At 65.3% G+C, this 18,945-nt stretch carries 19 protein-coding genes; 5 read left to right on the plus strand and 14 right to left on the minus strand.

Annotated elements, in window-relative coordinates:
• From D3242_RS27675 to D3242_RS27695, 5 genes are read left to right on the plus strand one after another with little or no spacing between them, the layout of a single operon-like run.
• Positions 1 to 960, plus strand: a complete 960-nt coding sequence (locus D3242_RS27675; RefSeq protein ID WP_019859738.1) for a carbohydrate ABC transporter permease — start codon at positions 1 to 3, stop codon at positions 958 to 960.
• Positions 957 to 1,847, plus strand: a complete 891-nt coding sequence (locus D3242_RS27680; protein WP_019859740.1) for a carbohydrate ABC transporter permease — start codon at positions 957 to 959, stop codon at positions 1,845 to 1,847. The genes D3242_RS27675 and D3242_RS27680 overlap by 4 nt, the downstream gene beginning before the upstream one ends.
• 10 nt (positions 1,848 to 1,857) lie before the next feature.
• On the plus strand, positions 1,858 to 2,955 hold the full coding sequence (locus D3242_RS27685; protein WP_038648582.1) for an ABC transporter ATP-binding protein: 1,098 nt from the start codon (positions 1,858 to 1,860) through the stop codon (positions 2,953 to 2,955).
• Positions 2,956 to 2,988: 33 nt separating this feature from the next.
• Positions 2,989 to 4,152 (plus strand): mandelate racemase/muconate lactonizing enzyme family protein, encoded by a 1,164-nt coding sequence (locus D3242_RS27690; protein WP_064985983.1) that lies wholly within the window; start codon positions 2,989 to 2,991, stop codon positions 4,150 to 4,152.
• Positions 4,153 to 4,175: 23 nt separating this feature from the next.
• Positions 4,176 to 4,925: a ribonuclease activity regulator RraA gene (locus D3242_RS27695; RefSeq protein ID WP_019859744.1), complete on the plus strand. Its 750-nt coding sequence runs from the start codon at positions 4,176 to 4,178 to the stop codon at positions 4,923 to 4,925.
• Between the two features lie 103 nt (positions 4,926 to 5,028).
• Here the strand turns inward: D3242_RS27695 and D3242_RS27700 are convergent, their stop codons facing one another.
• The 14 genes from D3242_RS27700 to D3242_RS27765 form a co-directional block, all read right to left on the minus strand.
• A complete protein-coding gene (locus D3242_RS27700) occupies positions 5,029 to 5,577 on the minus strand; it encodes a flavin reductase family protein (RefSeq protein ID WP_019859745.1) in 549 nt (182 codons plus the stop codon).
• Positions 5,578 to 5,640: 63 nt separating this feature from the next.
• A complete protein-coding gene (locus tag D3242_RS27705) occupies positions 5,641 to 6,861 on the minus strand; it encodes an acyl-CoA dehydrogenase family protein (RefSeq protein ID WP_064985985.1) in 1,221 nt (406 codons plus the stop codon).
• 28 nt (positions 6,862 to 6,889) lie between these two features.
• Positions 6,890 to 7,678 (minus strand): alpha/beta fold hydrolase, encoded by a 789-nt coding sequence (locus tag D3242_RS27710; protein WP_064985987.1) that lies wholly within the window; start codon positions 7,676 to 7,678, stop codon positions 6,890 to 6,892.
• A gap of 11 nt (positions 7,679 to 7,689) precedes the next feature.
• Complete coding sequence (locus tag D3242_RS27715; protein ID WP_064985989.1) at positions 7,690 to 8,706, minus strand: zinc-dependent alcohol dehydrogenase; 1,017 nt, start codon at positions 8,704 to 8,706, stop codon at positions 7,690 to 7,692.
• Between the two features lie 13 nt (positions 8,707 to 8,719).
• Positions 8,720 to 9,745: a branched-chain amino acid ABC transporter permease gene (locus D3242_RS27720; protein ID WP_064985991.1), complete on the minus strand. Its 1,026-nt coding sequence runs from the start codon at positions 9,743 to 9,745 to the stop codon at positions 8,720 to 8,722.
• Positions 9,742 to 10,605, minus strand: a complete 864-nt coding sequence (locus tag D3242_RS27725) for a branched-chain amino acid ABC transporter permease (RefSeq protein ID WP_064985993.1) — start codon at positions 10,603 to 10,605, stop codon at positions 9,742 to 9,744. Before D3242_RS27725 ends, D3242_RS27720 begins: the two co-directional genes overlap by 4 nt.
• Positions 10,592 to 11,320: an ABC transporter ATP-binding protein gene (locus D3242_RS27730; RefSeq protein ID WP_019859752.1), complete on the minus strand. Its 729-nt coding sequence runs from the start codon at positions 11,318 to 11,320 to the stop codon at positions 10,592 to 10,594. Before D3242_RS27730 ends, D3242_RS27725 begins: the two co-directional genes overlap by 14 nt.
• Positions 11,317 to 12,045: an ABC transporter ATP-binding protein gene (locus D3242_RS27735; protein ID WP_064986115.1), complete on the minus strand. Its 729-nt coding sequence runs from the start codon at positions 12,043 to 12,045 to the stop codon at positions 11,317 to 11,319. Before D3242_RS27735 ends, D3242_RS27730 begins: the two co-directional genes overlap by 4 nt.
• 25 nt (positions 12,046 to 12,070) lie before the next feature.
• On the minus strand, positions 12,071 to 13,378 hold the full coding sequence (locus D3242_RS27740) for an ABC transporter substrate-binding protein (protein WP_019859755.1): 1,308 nt from the start codon (positions 13,376 to 13,378) through the stop codon (positions 12,071 to 12,073).
• 67 nt (positions 13,379 to 13,445) lie between these two features.
• Positions 13,446 to 14,264 carry an SDR family NAD(P)-dependent oxidoreductase gene (locus tag D3242_RS27745; RefSeq protein ID WP_064985995.1) on the minus strand — a complete coding sequence of 273 codons (819 nt, stop codon included), beginning with the start codon at positions 14,262 to 14,264 and terminating at the stop codon, positions 13,446 to 13,448.
• A gap of 69 nt (positions 14,265 to 14,333) precedes the next feature.
• Entirely contained in the window at positions 14,334 to 15,221 is an 888-nt protein-coding gene (locus D3242_RS27750) for an intradiol ring-cleavage dioxygenase (RefSeq protein WP_064985997.1), read from the minus strand.
• Between the two features lie 10 nt (positions 15,222 to 15,231).
• Positions 15,232 to 16,986 (minus strand): FAD-dependent oxidoreductase, encoded by a 1,755-nt coding sequence (locus tag D3242_RS27755; RefSeq protein ID WP_064985999.1) that lies wholly within the window; start codon positions 16,984 to 16,986, stop codon positions 15,232 to 15,234.
• The gene (locus D3242_RS27760) at positions 16,986 to 18,035 is read right to left on the minus strand and encodes a branched-chain amino acid ABC transporter permease (RefSeq protein ID WP_064986000.1); all 1,050 of its coding nucleotides are present in this window, start codon (positions 18,033 to 18,035) and stop codon (positions 16,986 to 16,988) included. The genes D3242_RS27755 and D3242_RS27760 overlap by 1 nt, the downstream gene beginning before the upstream one ends.
• A gap of 7 nt (positions 18,036 to 18,042) precedes the next feature.
• The gene (locus D3242_RS27765; protein ID WP_064986002.1) at positions 18,043 to 18,906 is read right to left on the minus strand and encodes a branched-chain amino acid ABC transporter permease; all 864 of its coding nucleotides are present in this window, start codon (positions 18,904 to 18,906) and stop codon (positions 18,043 to 18,045) included.
• Positions 18,907 to 18,945: the final 39 nt, after the last annotated feature.

Consider the following 18,945-nt stretch of genomic DNA (forward strand, 5'->3'; position numbering starts at 1 on the left):
GTGACGATCGTGACCGGCAAGACCGAGGCTCGCCGAAGATTGCAACCCGGTAAATCCGGTGTGCTGCGCAAGATCTGGGAGCATCGCGCTGACTATGCGTACGTGCTGCCCGCGATCGCCGTGATGCTCGTCGTCATCGCCTATCCGATCTACTACACCATCGAGCTGTCGTTCTTTAATACGCCGCCTGGCCTGCAGCTCCGCGACAAGACCTTCGTCGGCTTCAACAATTACACCGCCATCCTCACCAGTGCGGTGTTCTGGAAGGTCACCTGGAACACGCTGATCTGGACGGTGGGGTCCACCGGCATCTCCTTCGTCCTGGGGTTTGCCGCCGCGCTGGCGCTCCACCGTGACTTTTTCGGCCGTGGTGTGCTGCGCGCCATCCTGATCATTCCCTGGGTCATCAGCGCGGTCGCCGCCTCCTATATCTGGAAGTGGATCTACCACTCGGACTTTGGCATCATCGGCGCGGTGCTGGTCGGCCTCGGACTGGCCGACCGGCCGCCGAATTTCATCGACAGCGTCTCGACGGTGCTGCCCTCCCTTATCGTCGTCAACATCTGGCGCGAATTTCCGTTTGCCATGATCATGATGATGGCCGGCCTGCAGACGGTCCCCGACCAGTTGCTGCGCGCCGCCAAAGTCGACGGGGCCAATGCGTGGCAGCGCTTCTGGCACGTCACCTTCCCGCATTTGAGAAACGTCTCGACCGTGACGATCCTGCTGCTGGCGGTCGCCAACTTCAATTCCTTCATCATCCCCTGGATCATGACCGGCGGCGGTCCGTCGAACGCATCGCATATCTGGATCACCCACATCTATGAACTCGCCTTCGGCCGGCAGCGCTGGGGGGTGGCGTCGGCCTACTCGGTGCTGCTGTTCATCATCCTGATGACGTTCGGCTACTTCTACGTCCGCGCGCTAAGCGGCAACGACAGGAAGGATGGCAGCGCATGAGCACGATCGCCGAGACAGCCGCTCGAGGCCAGGCCCGTCGCCGCCTGCGCTTCGACGGATGGCGGTGGGGCGGACGCATCTTCCTCGTGTTCATGCTGCTTTACACCGCGTTGCCGATGGTCTGGATGCTGCTCACCTCGATCAAGTCGGGCTTTGCCGCGATGCAATTCCCGCCGCAATGGTGGCCTGACCAGCCGACCCTTGCCAGCTACCAGAAGCTGCTCGATCCGCAGAACAGCGTCGGCCAGGACTTCCTCCGCTTCTTCTGGAACAGCCTTTTCGTCTCCACCGCCACGACTGTCCTCTCGGTGATCGTGGCGGTTCCGGCGGCCTACGCGTTTTCGCGCTTCACCTTCCCGGGCCGGAACTTCCTGTTCTTCACCGTCCTGCTGCGCAACATGTTCCCGGCGGTGATCTTTCTCGTGCCGCTCTTCATCCTGATGCGCGCGATCGGGCTGGTGAACACGCATGGCTCGCTCGTTCTCACCTACCTCACCTTCGGCCTGCCGCTGGCGATCTGGCTGCTCAAGGGCTTCTACGACAACATCCCGGTGCAACTCGAGCAGGCGGCGCGAATCGATGGCGCAACGCGGTTCCAGGCCTTCATCCTGATCGTGATGCCGCTGTCGACGCCGGGCATCATCGCCACGGCGATCTATTCCTTCATCGGTGCGTGGAACGAGTACATCTACGCCTACACCTTCCTCTCCAAGAACGAACAGCTGACACTGCCGGTCGGCATCCAGCGCTTCTTCTCGGAAAACACGACGGACTTTCCGGGCCTGATGGCGGCCAGTTTCATCATGAGCGTGCCCGTCGTGGTGCTGTTCCTCGTCCTGCAACGATACTTCGTACGCGCCCTTACAGAAGGCGCGGTCAAGCATTAGGGAGTTGCCGATGGCCCATGTGGTCCTCAAAGATCTCGTCAAGACCTATGGCAGCTTCAAAGCCGTCAACGAGGTCTCGCTGACGGTCAATGATGGTGAGTTCGTCGCGCTCGTCGGCCCCTCGGGCTGCGGCAAGACGACAACGCTCAATCTCATTGCCGGGCTGATCCCGATCACGTCGGGCGACATCGTCATCGGCGACCAGGTGGTCAACGATCTCGACCCCAAGGACCGGGACATCGCAATGGTGTTCCAGAACTACGCGCTCTATCCGCAAAAGTCGGTCTATATGAACCTCGCCTTCCCGCTGCAGATGCGCAAGCTGCCCAAGGCCGAGATCGACAAGAAGGTCCGCGAAGCGGCGCGTGTGCTCGACATGACGCAGTTGCTCGAGCGCAAGCCGCGCGAACTTTCGGGCGGTCAACAGCAGCGCGTGGCGCTTGGCCGCGCGCTTGTTCGAGACCCCGCGGTGTTCCTGATGGACGAACCGCTGTCCAATCTCGACGCCAAGCTGCGCGTCCAGATGCGCTCCGAAATCAAGCGATTCCATCAGGACCTCAAGGCGACGATCGTCTATGTGACGCACGACCAGCTCGAAGCCGTGACCATGGCGGACAGGATGGCTGTGATGAACGGCGGCTTTCTGCAGCAATATGATTCGCCGGCGCAGGTTTTCGCGCATCCCGCCAACATGTTCGTCGCCAGCTTCGTCGGCAGCCCGGCGATGAGCCTTATTCCGCTGGAGGCATCGACGGCAAACGGCGACACCGTCCTGAAGAGCGCCGAAGGCTGGAGCCTCCAGCTGTCGCAACGCAACGCGCGCAAGGCCCAGAGCGCGACCACCAGGAAGGTCGTGCTCGGTGCGCGACACTCGACGATCAAACTCCACAAAAGCGCGGTCCCCGGCGCCATCCCGGCCAAGGCCTATACGGTGGAACCAACCGGAGACGTCACCTTCGTGCAGGCGCTCCTCTCCGGCGCCATCGTCAACATCAGCGTATCCCCCAACATTGCCGTCAAACCTGACGAGCAGATCTGGCTCGAGTTCGACCAGGAGCGGATGCACCTGTTCGACGGCGAAACTGAAATGGCACTCGAGGCCGCCTGAGACAGGGCGGATGCGATTGGGACGTGGGCGTGGATGACGACGAAGCTCAAGATCACGGCGATCAAGCCCTACCCGGTGTGGGTGGGAACGCGCAACCAGATGCTGGTGAAGGTCGAGACCGACCAGGGCATATTCGGCTGGGGCGAGAGCGGCTTGAGCGGCCGCGAAAGGGCCGTGACCGGCGCGGTCGAGCACTATCGCGAATTCCTCATCGGCCGCGATCCCCTGCAGATCGGCCGGATCTGGCAAGAGGCCTATCGCAGCCAGTATTTTGAAGGCGGGCGCGTTCTGCAGGCGGCGATTTCCGCCATCGACATCGCGCTTCATGACATCAAGGGCAAGGCGCTGGGGGTGCCGGTCTACGAACTGCTCGGCGGCAAGCAGCGTGACCGCATCCCCACCTTCGCTTCGACCGGTGACGAGGCCGAGGGCGATGTCGCCATCGAACGGGCCCGCGAGCTGTACAAGCAGGGCTGGCAGGCGATCCGCTTCTTCCCCGCCGGGCAAAGCAGCAAGGACATTTTCGAGCCGCGCGAGTCGATCGGCGTGACCGCCCGGATGCTGAACAAGGCCCGCGAGGCGCTGGGCGACGAGGTCGTCCTCGGCATCGACTATCATCATCGGCTGTCCGTGGCCGAGGCGGCGAGCTTCTGCAACAAGCTCGGCTGCGGCGTGCTCGATTTCCTCGAGGAGCCGATACGCGACGAAACCCCGGAAGCCTACGAATCCCTGCGCACGATGACCGACATCCCGTTCGCCATCGGCGAGGAATTTGCCAGCAAGTGGCAGTTCCTGCCCTACATCGAGCGCGGCATCCATCAGTTCAACCGGCTCGACGTCTGCAATGTCGGCGGGCTCACCGAAGCGATGAAGGTCGCCGGCTGGAGCGAGGCGCACTATGTCGACCTGATGCCGCACAATCCGCTGGGCCCAGTGTGCACGGCCGCGACCGTGCATCTCGCCGCCGCGGTCCCCAATTTCGCCTGGCTCGAGACCAGGGTGCCCGAAAGGAAGCTGGGCTTCGACAGTTCCGAGTTCTTCCCCGTGCAACCACAACTCGACGGCCCCGCCTATCCGGTCGGCGATCTGCCGGGGCTCGGCGTCGAGGTCAACGAGGCGGCGATCCAGGCGCAGAGTTTCCGTTTCTGGGAGGCACCCCACCTCAAGCGCCGCGACGGTTCTGTCACCAACTGGTAGTTCAATTTCAACCGGAGTCCACCATGACGCATACCTCCGACATCATTCGGCCGCCCAAGGACCTGATCGAGGGATTGAGGGAGATCGGTGCCGCGACCGTTGCGGGCACGCTCGGCCATATGGGCTTCCGCAATCCCCACATGGTCGGTCCGGTGGCGCAGAACCACGGCAAGTCGATCGTCGGGCCGGCGCTGACGCTGCAATTCCTGCCGCAGCGGCCGGATCTCTTCAACGAGGGCGAATATGCCGACCCGGAGACGCAACTGCACCGGCACGTGCTTTATCATGCCCAGGAAGGCGACGTGGTCGTGGTCGACGCGCGCGGCGATATGAGCTCGGGTGTCTTCGGCGACATGATGTCGACCTACTTCAAGGGCAGAGGCGGCGCGGGCATCGTCATCGACGGATGCATGCGCGACAGGCCCAATGTCGAGAAGCTCGACCTGCCGCTTTGGCTGCGCGGCTGGACGCCCAACTATCATGTTCAGACCAGCATTTACCCCAATGCCGTCAACGTTCCGATTGCCTGCGGCGGTGTCACGGTGATCCCCGGCGACATCATCGTTGCCGACGATGACGGCGTCGTGGTGGTTCCCGTCGCCATGGCCGCAAAGGTCATCGAAGAAGCAAAGACACATCACGATTGGGAAGAGTTCTCGCGAGAGAAGCTTATGCAGGGCGCCCCGTTGCAACGCTATTATCCGCTGCATGACGACGCGCGCGGAGAGTACGAGGCGTGGCGCAAAGCAAACGGCTTGGGGAACCCAAACTAGCGCAGGGATCACCCGCGGCAGATGGCAGCCCCTTCCGGCGGCGCGATGGCCTCTCGCCGCAGCGTCGCGCGATATTTTGAGCCTGCCTCGCCTAGGGGCGGGCTCAAAGAAAACGTGACGAATCAAGCAGCTCGGCCACGCCGTCCAGTTCCTTGTGCAGGCGATGCCAGCGACGGTCGAGATAGACCAGCGAATGCGCCTCCGGAGGGACCTCGTCCGGCTGTACGTCGCCTTCCAGCAGCTCCGCCGCGACCAGCGTCGCGCCCTCGATCGGCAGCAGGCCGAGCCGGCGCGCGCGGAACCAAGTCGAAACGCCGGTATAGCGCGGCTCGCCCGTCGGCAGCCGTGCCCAGGCGCCCCCGGGCGGAAAGCGTTCCGCGCCGCTCGATGCGCAGAGTTGCGCCAGGTCGATATCGGTGAAGCGGAGCAGGTGGATCACCATGGTCTCGGCCCGCAGCAGGGGCTCGGACGAGGTCGATTTCATCGAAAGCGAGAAGGCGACGACCGGCGGCGCCGCACTCACCGAGATCAGCGAGGACACGGTCATCGCCACCGGCCTGTCGCCGGGGTCGGCCGTGATCACGGCGACACCCGCCGGATGGCGGCGAAAGGCTTCGCGGAAGGCGTTGGTCATCGGATGCGGCAAGCTCATCGACGTATCTCAGCTCCACTTTGAAAAGGAGGCCGGGCGGCGTCCCCCGCCCGGCCCTTCGGACTACTTCTTCTCGATCAGGTCGTAGAACTGCCAGACGCGGTCGCTCCACATGCCGCCGATATCGCGGCCGGCCGAGGTGACGATCGACGGCGCGATCGTGAAGTGGTTGGCCGCCACCATCATCTCGCGGAAGGTGCGCTGGATCACGCCGGCGCGCAGCGACGCGCCGCCGCCCGCGCGGTAGGCGAAGTTGCAGATATCGACGCCGACTTCGTGAATCTCGGACTTGGCCAGATGGACAAGGCTGATCTGTCGCGTCGACATCCTGTTGCCTGCCTCGACCGTCGCCTCGACGTCGCGCCAGGTTTCGAAGACAAAGGCGCGGGCGGCACGATAGCGAGCCTCGGCGCGGCCGTAGTCGTGCCAGAACTTCTCGCTCTCGCCGATCAGCCCGGCGCGGCCCGACTTCGAGCGGGCGAACTTGGCGATCTCGTCCAGCATCCGCCGGCCGGCACCCAGCGCCCAGCCGGTATGGCCGATGGCGGCGAGGCCCACGACACCGAGGCTGAAGAACTCCTTCTGGCGCAGCGGCGGCGCGGTCAGGATCGGGAAGACGAGATCATCGGCGATGAAGACGTCCTCGGCCGCGTAGTCGATGCTACCGGTGCCGCCAAGGCCCAGCACGTCCCAATTGCCGAGCTGCTTGTGCTCGGAGATCGGCGCATGGGCGCACATGACGATGACATTGCCGTTCTCATCCTTGGCGGGCTTGCCGGAGCCGTCGTCGACGAAGGCGGCGCTGTGGCTGTAGGTGGCGTGGCTGAATCCGCTGCCATAGCTCCACTTGCCGTTCAGCCGGTAGCCGCCGTCGACCTTCTTCAGCATGCCCAGCGGCGCGCCCTGCCCCGAGAAGCGGTTGTCGGTGCCCGGCGCGAAAAGCCGCGCGACCGCACTGTCAGGCAGGAAGGCCGCCGACATCGCGCCGATGCAGCAATGCACCATCGAAACCCAGCCCGCCGCACCCGAATGCCAGGTGATCGCCTCGATCAGTTCAAGGCCCTGCGTGGGTGGCAACTGCGCGCCGCCAAGGCTTTCGGCGGCGAAGATATGCGACATGCGCAGCGGCTTCAGCGCCTCGAAACTAGCCTGGGTCAGTTCGCCGCTCTCCTCGTCGGCGGCGGCATTGGCTTCCAGGATCGGCCCGATCTCCGCGATCTTCTTCAGCAGGTCGCGATGGTCGACGGTCGTTCCCCAAGAGCCATGCTTGATGGGTTTGTTCATCGTTTTCTCCTCCTTGTTTGAAATGTGATCAGCCGGCGAGGAAGTCGCCGATCTTGCTCAGCGTTTCGGGTTTTTCCTGCATGACGAAATGGCCGGCATCCTCGACCAGGATCAGGCGTGCATCCGGGAGCGCCTCGACGAAGAGTGGCGCCTGGCCGGCGGGCAGAAGACGGTCCCTGGTGCCCCAGACGACCAGCGCCGGATTGGTGATGCGCGCCAGGAAACGGCGCAGATTCGGGTGGCCCATGCCGAATGGCGCCAGCAGGCGACCCAGCGTCTCGCCCTCACGGGCGCGATCGGCGCCGAAGGCCTCCGCAAAGGCCGGGTCCGAGCCGTCGGGGAAATAGCGCAACGCCACCGAGACGTCATGCGCCAGAAAGGCCGGCAGCTCCTGCGGCGCCACCGCGCCCAAATCCGTCGCCGGATGCGCGGGATCGTTGAGCCCGGCCGGCGCGACCAGCACCACCTTGTCGAAACGCTCGCGGGCAAGGCCAGCCAGCTCGGTCGCCATCCAGCCACCCATGGAAAAGCCGATGAGATGAGGCTTCTCCGGCAGGTCCAGGGCATCGAGCAGGTTCAGATAATGCAGAACCATGTCGGACATGCCAGCCACATGCGGCGCGGCACCCGAAAAGCCGAAGCCCGGATGGCTGGGGCACAGAACGCGGAAACGGTCGGCGAGACCTGCTGCAAAGTCGAAACCTTCCAGCGTCGAGGCGCCGTGCAGGAACAGCACGGGCTTGCCCTTGCCGATGGCCTTCACCACCGTCTTTACGCCGCCGACATCGTATTCGAGCGTTTCGAACTGGACGGTCATTCTATTCCTCCTCAGACAAGGTCGGGCTGGATCAGCACTTTGCACTGCGTCGTGCGGCGGCGAAGGCTCTCGAAGACCTGCGGAACCGGCGACAGATCGATCCGGTCGGTGATCAGCGCCTGCGGCGCGAAAGGTCCGCCGCGCAGCGCATCGAGGGCGACGCCGAACTCGTTGCGCTGATGGAAGAAGACCGAAAACAGCAGGTTCACTTCTTTGGTCAGCGCGACGAACGGGTCCCATTCGTCGCCGCCGATGCACAGGCCGACGCCGACCACCGTGCCCTGCAGCCGGACGGCCTTGACCGCCGCGTCGATGAGGCCGCGCTTGCCGACGCATTCGAAGACGATATCGGGCGCGCCGCCGCAGAGATCGGCAAGGTTCGCGGCCAGCTTGTTGCCCGATAGCGCGAAACCGGTCGCGCCAAGCGCCAGCGCGCGGTCCCGCTGATGGCTGTGGATATCGGCCACGACCACGCACGACGCCCCCATCCGCCGCGCCCAGAAGGCGACGAGCAGGCCGATTGGTCCGGCGCCCAGGATCGCGACCCGGTCTCCCGGCTTCATGCCCGAGCGCACGATGCAATGCAGCGCGACCGAGAGCGGCTCGGCCAGCGCGCCATCCTCTATCGCCGCCTCTTCGTGCAGGACATGGCATTGGCGCGCGGCGACGGCCGCGTATTGCGCATAGCCGCCGCCAATCAGAACCATGTCGGGGCAGCGGCCTGGATCGCCGCGCCGGCAAGCCTGGCAGTGCCCGCAGCCGCGCATCGGCACGACGGCGACACGGTCACCGATCCGAAGGTCGGCCACCCGTGATCCCAGCGCGACGACGTCGCCGGCGAATTCATGGCCGAGGACGAAGCCTCCACCGATGCCGAAAGGCGCTGGATCCTCGGTGATGTGCAAGTCGCTGCCGCAGATGCCGCAAGCGGCGACACGCAGGACGACCTCGTCGGGCGCCGGGGTCGGGTCCGGCACCGTGCCGACGCGCAGCGGACTGCCGACCGTATCGAAGATGGCTGCTTTCATAGAACCCTCCCTCTCAGCGGTCCGGATCGACGAGCTTGCGTCGGATCGGGAACCATGGCGCATCCCACCGTTTCGAGATCAGGCCCCAGATGCCGGTGCGGGCGTAGAGCGCCACCAGCAGCGTCATCAGGCCGAGGACGACGAAATAGGTTGCGCCGTATTCACCGAACCAGCGGTCAGCGATGAAGAAGATCAGGGATCCGATCAGAACGCCCTCGATGGAGCCGATGCCGCCGACCATGACGATGAAGATCGCCACATTCGCCCACATCGGATCGAAGGCCGAACCCGGCGTGATCCGCAACTGCGCCATGAAGTAGATCGCGCCCGCAAGGCCGCAGCCGACCGCCGACGCGACGTAGACGAGGAAGCGCAGCTTTGCGACATTCACGCCTTGGCTGGCAGCCGCAACCGGATTGTCGCGCATGGCGATCAGCGCAAGGCCGAAGCGCGAGCGAAGCAGCCAGTAGCTGCCGCCCAGCGTGACCAGCAGCATGCCGGCGCAGAGCAGTGACATGGCGACATTGCGCTCGAAGGCCGAATAATCCTTCATCACGCGCAGCGACATGCCCGCGCCGGAATTGACCAGCGGCAGGTTCGAGGCGGTCAGCCGGAAGACCTCGGCCACCACCCATGTGCCGATCGAGAAATACGGACCGTCCAGGCGATGAAGCAAAAGGTAGATCGGCACGGCCAGCGCCGCCGGCACCAGCAGCGACAGGAAGACCGCCGCGAACGGATTGATGCCGTAGGTCTGCGCCAACACGAAAAGCGCGTAGCCGGCCGCGCCCATGAAGGCGTGCTGGCCCACCGAGACAAGGCCGGCATAGCCGGCGAGCAGGTTCCACATCTGCGCGACGGCGATGTAGCAGCATAACACCAGGATCGAGCGGATCGTACCGGTCGAGGCCCACCACGGCATGGCCGCGACAGCGATCATCGCCAGCACCGCCAGCGTCATCGCGAGGCGGCCCGACCGGGTCTGGCGCTGCACCAGCACCTCGGGCGCCTCGGCTTCCGTGTAGGGGATCGCGCTCATGCCAATGCCTTTCCGAACAGGCCCTGCGGGCGGGTCGCCAGCACGATCAGGAAGACGATGTGTCCGGCGAGCACGCCAAAACCCGGATCGATGCGGAAGCCGATGGCCTGCGAGATGCCGAGGACCATCGAGCCAACGAAGGCGCCCCAAACCGTACCCATGCCGCCGATGATCACCGCCTCGAACGCGTAGATCAGTTGCGCCGGTCCATCGGCCGGCGCGACGGTCGACCGCAGCGCCTGGAAGACGGCTGCAAAGCCCAGGATGCCGACCGCCGCCGCCGTCGCCATCGCATAGACGGCGCGCGGGTTGATGCCGGTCATCGCCGCCGCCTCGACATCGGCCGACGCGGCGCGCAGCGCCCGGCCGAAGCGCGTGCGCTTCAACGTCAGATCGAGGCCCCAGGTCAGACCCGTGGCGACCGCCAGCACGATCAGCGGCAGCAGGCCGATATAGACGGCGCCGATCTCGATGGATTGGCTCTCGATCCCATGGCCGGGCAGCGACCGGCTGTTGGCGGACCAGATTTGCAGCATCAGGTTCTGCAGCGCGATCGACAGTCCGAAGGTCGCGATCAGCGAAGGCAGCGGATCGCTGCCCACAACCCGGTTCAGCACGGCCTTCTGCAGCACCCAGCCCATCAGCACCGCGAGCGGCACCAATACGATCAGCACAGGCAGCGGTCCCAGACCCCAGGCCGAGGCCATCGAGATGCCGATCAGCGACAGCAGGATCACCAGGTCGCCATGGCTGATGTTGACGATGCGCATGACGCCGAACATCAGCGCCATGCCGAGCGCATACTGGGCATACATGCCGCCCAGCAGGATCCCCTGCACCAAGGCGTCAAACCACTCCATGGCCCGCTCCAAAATAGGCTTTGCCGATCTGCTCGCGCGTGATTTCGGCCGACCTGCCGGTCAGGGTCACGCGCCCCTCCAGCATGCAGTAGAGGCGATCCGAGGCGCTCCGGGCGAGGCCGACATCCTGTTCGACCACGATCATCGCCGTGCCGGTGGCACGGATTTCAGGCAGAGCGGCATAGATCTCGCGGATCACCTTGGGTGCAAGGCCGAGGCTGATCTCGTCGCAGAGCAGCACGCGCGGCTGGCACAGCAGCGCGCGGCCGATGGCCACCATCTGCTGCTGCCCGCCCGAGAGGCTCTGCACCTGCGTGCGGGCCTTCTCCTTGAGGATCGGGAAGAGCTGGTGCAGCCGTGGCAGCGTCCATCCGCCCTTGGCGCCCATGCGCGCGGCCTGGTCGATGGCGACGCGCAGATTGTCCTCGACCGACATGCCGGTGAACAGGCGGCGGCCCTCCGGCACGATGGCGACGCCCTTCTGCACCATGCGGTCGGTCGCGGTGCCGCCGACAGGGTCGCCGTGCAGCCGCACCATCTCGCGTCCGACCGGGAGCAGGCCCATGATCGAACGCAGGAGGGTGGACTTGCCTGCCCCGTTGGCGCCGATCAGGGCCACGGCCTCACCCTGGTGCAGCTCGATGTCGATGCCGTAGAGCGCCTGGAAATCGCCATAGCGGGCCAAGAGCCCGTGGGTGGAAAGAACGGCCGTCATGCCTCGATCCCCATATAGACGCGCTGGACCTCGGGCAGCGCGATCACCTCGGCCGGCACGCCTTCGGCGATCTTCTCGCCGAAGTTCAGCACCAACAGCCGGTCGGCCACCGCCAGCAGCGCATGCAGCACGTGCTCGATCCAGACGATGGTGATGCCGCGGTCGCGGATGCGGCGCACCAGCGCCACCAGCGCTTTCGATTCATCGTCGGTCAGCCCGCCCGCGATCTCGTCCAGCAGCAGCAGCTTCGGATCCGACGCCAGCGCGCGCGCCAGTTCCAGCCGCTTGCGGTCGAGCAGCGTCAGGGCACCGGCCGAGACATTGGCCTTGTCGGAAAGCTCGCAATCGCGCAGCACCTGGGCGCAGAAGGCATAGCTTTGCTTCTCCGACCGGCCGCCGCCGAACGCGGCGGCGACCAGCAGGTTCTCGAAAGTGGTCATGCCGGAATAGGGACGCGGGATCTGATAGGTCCGTCCGATCCCCATCCGGCAGCGACGGAAGGGCGGCTCGCCGCGCAGCGCCGTGTCGCCGAGCTGGATCTCGCCGCCGGACGCCTTCAAATCGCCGCTGATCATGTTGAACAGCGTCGTCTTGCCCGCCCCGTTCGGGCCGAGGATGCCCAGCACCTCGCCCCGACGCACGTCGAAACTCACCTCATGCAGGACGCGGACGGCGCCGAAGGACTTCGACACGCCGCGCGCCGTCAGCAGGATTTCCCTATCCATCGATCCGTCCGCGTCCCTGCTCATGTCACCAGGCGATCGGCTTGATCGCCTGTTGCGGCGCGAAGAGCTGATTGACCGTGTTGTCGACGATCTTCAGGTCGTAGGGCCATTTCTCGCCCTTCACCCACTGGCCGCCGAAGATCGGCGTCTTGCAGATGTTCTTGTGCGCCGAACCGTCGAACTTGATATGGCCGACCAGCGTCTGCAGATCGGTGGCGACCAGCGCGTCGCGGTTGGCCGTCCGGTCGAGCGGATTGGAGGAGCGCTTTAGTATGTCCAGAGCGACCTCGAGCAGGGCATGCGAATAGCCCAGAGGCTGCGTCCACTGCCGCTTCGAATCGGCTTCCCATTGGCTGGCGATGTCGCTGCTGACCTGGCCAGTCAGCGACGACTTGAACGGGAAGGCCGGCGTCCACCAGACCTCGGAGGACATGCCGTTGCCGAGCGGACCCATCGCCTCGACACCGCCCGGGAACAAGAGTGCTGCCGCCACCGTGACCGCCTTCGGCTTGAAGCCCTGCTGGTTGCACTGGGTGACGAAGGTCTTGAGATCGTCCGGATAAGTGATGCCGCCGATGATGTCGCAGCCCTGTTTCTTGAATTCGGATATCTGCGCGGAGAAGTCATTGGTGCGCGGCTGGAAGTAGCCGGGCACGACGACCTCGTAGCCGGCCTTGCGGGTTGGTGCCGGCAGGCCGTATTCGTCATTCCCCCAGGTCTCGCCGTCGATGTTCTGGGGAAACAGCATCCCGACCTTCTTGTTGGTCTCCAGATGGTTCCAGAGCCCGACAAAGGTGTTCAGCGCTTCGTCGAGACCCCAGAAGAAATGGTAGGTCCAGTCGAAGGTCTGCTTGCCGCCGCCGCGCGGCATGATCACCGCTTGCCAGGGCGCGCCCGAGGAGATGCAGGGCGTCTCATAGAGTTCGGACTGTTCGGCCGCGGGCAGGATCGTATCGGTGGTCGAGGCCGGAACGAGCAGGTGCACCTCGTCGTTCAGGATGAGGTTGCCGGCGATTTCCGATGCCTTGTTCGGATTGGACTGGCTGTCGCGGTCGAGGATCTCGATCTCGTAGGTATTGCCGTTGGCGCATTGCAGCTGGCCGCCGAGCAGGGCGCGGATCTTCTGCAAGGTGTAGCCGTCCGTCTCGCCGAAGAGGGCGAGCGGACCGGTGGTGGGGCTGAGATAACCCAGCTTGATCTTGCCCGCCGTCGCGGCGCGCGCATAGCGCGGCATGGCCAGCGTACTGGCGGCGGCAACACCAGCTCCAAGCCCCTTCAGCACGGTCCGGCGGCTGGGCAAGCCCGATTTCACGAGTTTGTTGTAGTAGGTCATGGTCATTTCCTCCCTTGGTTAAGCCGGCCCGTCCCCTCGACGAGACCGGCGTCAGTTCAAAACTTGTTCAGGTCATCCGCAGCAGCGAGCCGCCATCGATGACGATCAGCGAGCCGGTGACGTAGGACGCGGCGGGCGACGCCAGGTAGAGCGCCAAACCCTTGATCTCCTCCGGATCGCCGATGCGGCCGACGAGCGACTGGGCCTCGAAGGCCTTGCGGTCCGCCGGGTTGCGCAGCCTGCCGCCGGCGATGTTGGTGATGAACGGTCCGGGCAGGATGGCGTTGATGCGGATGTTGTAGGCGCCGAGTTCCATCGCCATGTGGCGAACGAGATGGTTCACCGCGGCCTTGGCCGGCATGTAGGGGGTGCCGACGATGCTCTCGTTGATCAGCGAGGCGATGGACGATGTGACGATGATCTGGCCGCCGCCATTCGGCTTCATGTGCCGCACGGCATGCTTGATGGTGGTGTAGACCGAGGTCAAATTGATCTCGATCACCTTGTCCCAGTGCTCGTCGGGAAGGTTCTCGATGGCGCCCTCGGGGTTCCTCTCGCCGGTCGGGGTGTTGAAGCCCGGGCCGGCGTCGATCCCGGCATTGGCGAACACGACATCGATCGAACCCGCCTTCTCGGCCACCTTGTCGAAGGCTCGAGCCATCGCCGCGCGGTCGCCGACATCGACGACCTGGCCCCAGACCTCGCCGCCCGAAGCCCTGATCGCGGCGCCGGTCTTCTCCAGCCCGGCGGGGTTCAGGTCGAAGATGCAGACCTTCGCGCCATGCTCGGCCATGATCTCTGCATAGGCCTGGCCAATGCCGCTGGCGCCGCCGGTGACGATCACCGACTTGCCTCTGACATCGAACATCTTCTCAAGTGCGGCCATCAGTTTCCTCCCATTTGTGCGATACCGGCCTGCGTGCGGGCGCCTTCGCGGCACCCGCGGCGCGGCGGTTCACTTCTTCTTTCGCGAAAGCACGAAATCGAATTCCACGTCGTAGAACGGCGCGGCAACCTTGGCCTTCGCCGCGGCGTCGGCATCCTCGACCTTGCGGAATTCGGCGAGCAGGCTCTGCTTCACGCCGAAGACGGCGTCCGTATCGATATACGGGTCGTCCGGATCGAAGATGTGCGTGGTCAGCGCCTCAAAGCCCTCGCCCTCGACGATGTAGTGGAGATGCGCCGGGCGGTAGGGATGGCGTCCCAGCGCGCCGAGCAGCTTGCCGACCGGCCCGTCATCCGGGATCGGGTAGTATTTGGGCTTTGCGCCGCGAAACCAGTAGCGTCCATCCGCACCGGTGCGGAAGACGCCGCGCAGGTTGAAGTCGGGCTGGATGCCCTTCTGCTGGACGTCGTAGAAGCCTTCGTCATTGGCCTGCCAGACATCGATCTTGGCGCCCGCGATCGGCTTGCCCTCGGTGTCGAGGATGCGGCCATGCACGAACATCGGCTCGCCCTTCTGGTCGAGGCAGATGTTCGAGCCCATCGGCAGTTCGGGCGCGTCGGCGACATGGAATGGCCCCAGTACGGTGGATTCCGAGGCGCCCGACGGCTTGCGGTTGTTGATCGCGTCGACCAGCATCGAGACGCCGAGGACATCCGACAAAAGGATGTACTCCTGCCGCCACTCGTTGCAGATCTGGCCCGTCCGCGTCAGGAACATGATCGCCTCGAACCATTCCTCCTGCGTCGGCTCGATCTCCTTCACCGCCTCGTGCAGCTTGCGGGTGATGACCTCCATGACCTGCCCGAGCCGCTGGTCCTTGGCGTTCTTGTTGCGCGCCACGACGACTTCGGCCGAGTTGGCTTCGGTGAAATAGCCGTGTTCGTGGTCGTCGGTCATGGGATCCTCCTCAGCGCGCCAGAACGGATTTGAAGACGCGGCGCAGCTCCGCCGCCGGATCGGCCGCCAGCGTTTCGGCGCGCCAGGCGATGTGGTGGTCGGGACGCACAATCAGGCATCCCGCGTCGCGGATTTCGCGTGCGCGCGCCCAGTCGCCGGTATGGTCCTCGACCGCGCGGCGCGGGCCGATCACATATGTGCGGATCGGCAGACCGAGTTCCGCGCCCACCGCGTCGGCAGCGGCAACCCAGGCCTCGCCGCCAATGCCGGTCAACAGCGTGAACTCGCCATGTCCGCAAAGGTCGAGCGTCGAGATCTTCCGGCCCGAGCGCTCGAACACCCAGACATGCGGCAGACGCGCGCCCGGCCAGGTCGTGGGCGCATAGTGGAGCTCGCGATCCTTCTCGAAGGCCGGCTCGCGCTGGCCGTCGCTTGCGACGGCGCCCGACGCATAGCGCTGGTTCATCTCGACGCCATGGGCGTCGAACTCGTACTTCTTGAAGGCGATGGCCTTGCGCAGCGCCTCGCGTTGCGTTTCGGCGGCTTGTGTGGCGTCGGCGCGGGCCTCCATGTTCTTCTGGATCTTGTCGTGATCCACGCCGCCATCCATGCCGAGCGCCTCGAAGATCGGACCGAATTCGGCGATCGACTGGTTCGCGCGCGTCACGATCTGGCGCGCGATCGGCGCACGCTCGGCCGAATAGCTTTCCAGCAGCCCGATCCCCGCCTGCCCCTTGACGACCTTGGCAAGTTTCCAGGCGAGGTTGAACCCGTCCTGGATCGAGGTGTTGGAGCCAAGCCCGTTCGAGGGCGGATGCCGATGCGCGGCGTCGCCCATGATGAACACTCGCCCCTTCTGCATGTGCGTGGCGAAGCAGTTGTTCACGGTCCAGGTGTTGGCGCCCAGGAGCTCGATCTCGAGCCCGGGATCTCCGACCAGCTGGCGGGCGACCTCAGTGGCCAGTTCCGGCGTCACATCGGGCGGCGGCTGGTTGATGTCGTAGCCCCAGACGATGAGCCACTCGTTCCACGGCCGCACCATGCGAACGAGACCCATGCCGATCCCGCCGACATCGGCGCCGGGCTGCATGACCCAGTAGAGGACGCTTGGCCGGTGCGCGACGTATTTCGAAAGATCGGCCCGGAACAGGATGTTCATCGACCCGCCGACGCCCATCTTGCCCTCGAACGGCAGGCCCAGATGCTCGGCCACCAGCGAGTTGCCGCCATCGGCACCGACGAGGAATTTCGACCGCACGGTGAAGTCCTTGCCCGACAGCCTGTCGCGGCAGGTCGTGGTGACGCCGTCCGCATCCTGGACGTGGCTGACATATTCGGTGCTCATGCGCGCCTGCGTGCCGCGCGCGCACGCCGTCTTGAACAGGATCGGTTCCATGAAGGTCTGGGGCAGATCGTTCATGAAGGACGGCGACGACTGGAGATGTTCAGCCTTGGAGAGCGGGTCGGTGCCCCAGCTCTTCATCCGGCCAAGCTCTTCGCCCGCCAGACTTTCGCAGAACACGTTCTCGCCCATCAGTTCCTGCGGCGAGGCGTGCATCACAGCCTCGGCCTCGACTTCCGGCCCGAGGTCGCGCAGCACCTCCATGGTGCGCTGGTTGGTGATGTGGGCACGCGGCGTATTCGACAGCCAGCGGTAGCGGTTCACGACCATGTTGGCCACGCCGGAGCTGGCGAGAAGTGCCGCCGTGGCCGAGCCGGCCGGGCCCGTGCCCACGACCAGTACGTCGGTTTCGATATCCGCCATCAATTTCCTCCCTCGATCTTCAGACCGGCCAGCCTGCGGCGGACCGGAAACAGGTGCAGGCCGCTGCGGGCTGATATCAGCCCCCACAGCCCCTTCGGTGCGAACAGCATCACCGCGATGGCGGCGAGGCCGAGTGTCATCAGGTACCAGCTGCCGTAGTCGGCCAGCGCCGAACGCAGCGCAAAGAAGACCAGCACCCCGACTATGGGTCCCTCGATGGTGCCGATGCCGCCGATGACGACGATGAAGATCACGTAGGCCGTCCAGTCGGTGACGGCGAAGGCCGCCTCCGGCGAGATGCGGGCCGTCTGCACGAAGATCAGCGCGCCGGTCAGTCCGGTGGCGGCCGCGGCGATCAGAAACACCGCCCATTTGAGCCGCCCGACATCGACGCCGACCGATTGGGCCGCCTCGACATTGTCGCGTACGGCTGCCAGCGCCAGCCCGAGGCGACTGCGCAGCAGCCAGTAGATGCAGCCGGTGACGACCACGACCAGCGCCAGCGCCAGCCAATAGGCGAGAATGTCGCGCGCGGCCGCCTCGCGCACGCCGAACAGCGCCTGGATCGCATCCGTGCCCATGATGTTGCTGGTCGCCTCGCGCGGCAGCGAGGTGCCGGTGCCGCCGCCGAGCGCCTTCCATTGCGCGATCAGCAGCCGCGTCACCTCGGCGATCACCCAGGTGCCGATGGCGAAATAGGCGCCCTGCAGGCGGAAGGCGAAGAAGGCCGTGGGAACGGCCAGGGCCAGCGCCGCAAGGCCGCCCAGCAGGATCGCGGCAACCGGGTTCCAGCCCAGCAGGATCACGCCAGCGAACATCGCATAAGCGCCGATGCCGACGAAGGCCTGCTGGCCCACCGAGATGAGACCGCCATAGCCCGCCAGCAGGTTCCAGATCTGCGCCAGCGTCAGCATGGTGAGAATGAAGAACAGGTCCTGTATGACACCGCGCGAGGTCACGGCGGGCAAGGCGAGCCCGGCCGGGACGAGAACGAACACGGCGATTTCCGTGGCAGTTCCGGCGCGGGTGCGGGTTGTCAGCCGATACATGCCGCCCTCAATCCACTGCGCGCGGGAACAGGCCCCGCGGCTTGAGCAGCATCACGACCAGAAAGGCGATGTGGCCCACCAGGATCTGCCATTCCGGATTCACCGCCGCGCCGGCCGTCTGGGCCACGCCGATGATGATCCCGCCCGCAAGCGTTCCCCACAGGCTGCCGAGGCCGCCGATGATCACCGCCTCGAAGGCATAGATCAGTCGCGCCGGCCCTATCGAGGGATCGAAGTTTGCCCGCATTCCGAGATAGAGCGCCGCCAGCGTCACCACGACCATCGCGATCCCGGTGGCGACGGCAAACACCCGCTTCGGCTCGATCCCCATCAGGCCCGCCGTCACGGCGTCGTCCGAGGTGGCGCGGAAGGCACGGCCGAGGGCGGTGTGATAGAAGAGCCCGTTCAAGGCCACGATGGCGAGGATCGCGGACACAAAGGTCATCAGCGGCATGACCCCCAAGGTGACCAGCCCGAGATCGAGCGATGCCCCCTCCAATGCGCCTGCCGGAATGCGCCGGCTGTCGGCGGAAAAGGCCTCGAGCAGCCCATTCTGCACGGCAACCGACAGGCCGAACGTGACGAGGAGTGGCGGCAGGATATCCTTGCCAAGCACCCGGTTCAGCACGGCGGCCTGCAGCAGCCAGCCAAGCGTAAACATCACCGGCATGGCGATGACCGCAGCGACCCAGGGCGACAGGCCAAGCAAGGTGACGCCCATCAGCACCAGATAGGCGGCAAAGACGATCAGGTCGCCATGGGCGAGGTTCACCAGCCGCATGATGCCGAAGACGAGGCTCAGTCCGGCTGCGAACAGCGCATAGAGCCCGCCCAGCAGCATTCCCTGCACGAGGGTGTCCAGCCAGATCATCGCCGCGCCCCCGTCGTCAGGCGGCGGGAAAATTGCCGG

Origin of the sequence: Mesorhizobium jarvisii (assembly GCF_003601985.1) — a bacterium.
GTDB classification, from domain to species: Bacteria; Pseudomonadota; Alphaproteobacteria; order Rhizobiales; family Rhizobiaceae; genus Mesorhizobium; species Mesorhizobium jarvisii.